At 41.5% G+C, this 1,321-nt stretch carries 1 protein-coding gene; it reads right to left on the bottom strand.

Features of this window, described 5'->3' with window-relative positions; genetic code table 11:
* Positions 1-32: 32 nt before the first annotated feature.
* Positions 33-1,233 (bottom strand): ISAzo13 family transposase gene (locus tag IQ257_RS29630; protein ID WP_416207944.1). Its coding sequence is split into 2 segments (ribosomal slippage): positions 33-158 and positions 160-1,233, totalling 1,200 coding nucleotides; the frame shifts between segments, so codons are not numbered across the junction.
* Positions 1,234-1,321: the final 88 nt, after the last annotated feature.

Below are 1,321 nucleotides of genomic sequence, written 5' to 3'. Positions count from 1 at the left end.
AGAGTATTCCAACTAAAAAATGATCCAAAACTTTAGTCACTTCGACAAAAGATTTCAACGAACCATTTTTTCAAAGTTGGTAAGCGGTAAATCTGCTCTTCGATTTGGGCCATTGCTTGTTGTGTAAGTTTAACTCCTGTATGGTAAGTTTTCACGAGCCAAAGTAACCACAGGATTTTTGCCCTTGACAGTTAGGGTAGAAGCAAACCTTAGCACGGTATCAACGCTGTCGAGTAAGCTGCCACGCCAATGTTGCTCAAGCCAACCAAAAGCACGCTCAACAGGATTATATTTACTGTGATAAGGAGGATAATAAGCTAGTTGAATGGTCAGTTTAAATTTGTGAGTGAACTCAAGCATACGATACATGAACTGAGTTCGTCGAGAATGGTTTTCTGGACCATTATCTTGGTTGATGACCAATTTCCGAATGTGAGTAAAGCGGTTTTTAACGCTTATCCACCACTGTTCAAGTATGTCAACGATACAATCAGCAGTTAGTTTGGACTGTACGAAGAATAGAAATAACTCGCCTCCTTCAGGCAGAAAAATACCATAAGGGGTAAGTGCTGGACAAGTTGAAAAATCGTGGTCAAATGCCACAGTTTTGGTACGGGTTTTTCCACCTCTATCGAACTCGCCAATTTTGATTCCCACCTTGGCATCTATAGAAATTCTCAATGTTTTTGAGTCGTCATCCGCTTGTTGATTGATGCGGTTAACTTCTTTAAAGATGGCTTCTGTTTCTGGTATCTGTTTGATTGGTTTTGTTTTTGCTACCCTTTTTAAGCCATAACCTAGTTGATTCAATCGTTGTCGAATTACCTCCCCTGTTGGGAGTTCTTCATCTTGATACCCTTTGATTTCTATCAACTGATGGCGGACTTGCGCTGCTGACAACCTAGTATACAACCTTGTGCTCTCAAAACTTGGGTCTGTTTGGCTTTGTGGTTCTACAATTGACCGTATATCTTCCAGTAAGTTTGGCAGTCTATGTTCAGTTGGTTTGCTGCCTCTGAGCCGGAATGAGTCTGCGATCGATATTCCATGCTCTAACTCCTGCATCCCTTTCCGAATTGTCCGTCGATTCCATCCTAGTTCTCGTTCTGCTATTGTTGCTCCTCCTCGTCCCCATCCTTTCACCACCTCTGCCATGAATTGTCTTCTGTCACTTCCCTTTAGCTTTTTTGCTGTCTTGATGTACAACGACCGAAGACTATCACTTAGTTTGATTAACGATTCTGAAGACATACAGCAGATTGCACACTAATTACTCTCTCAGTATCCCTGGTTTTGGATCATCTTTTTCTTGGAATACTCT

This window comes from Coleofasciculus sp. LEGE 07092 (genome assembly GCF_015207375.1).
Taxonomy (GTDB): Bacteria; Cyanobacteriota; Cyanobacteriia; order Cyanobacteriales; family Coleofasciculaceae; genus LEGE-07092.
This window is presented reverse-complemented; position numbering and strand designations above follow the sequence as displayed.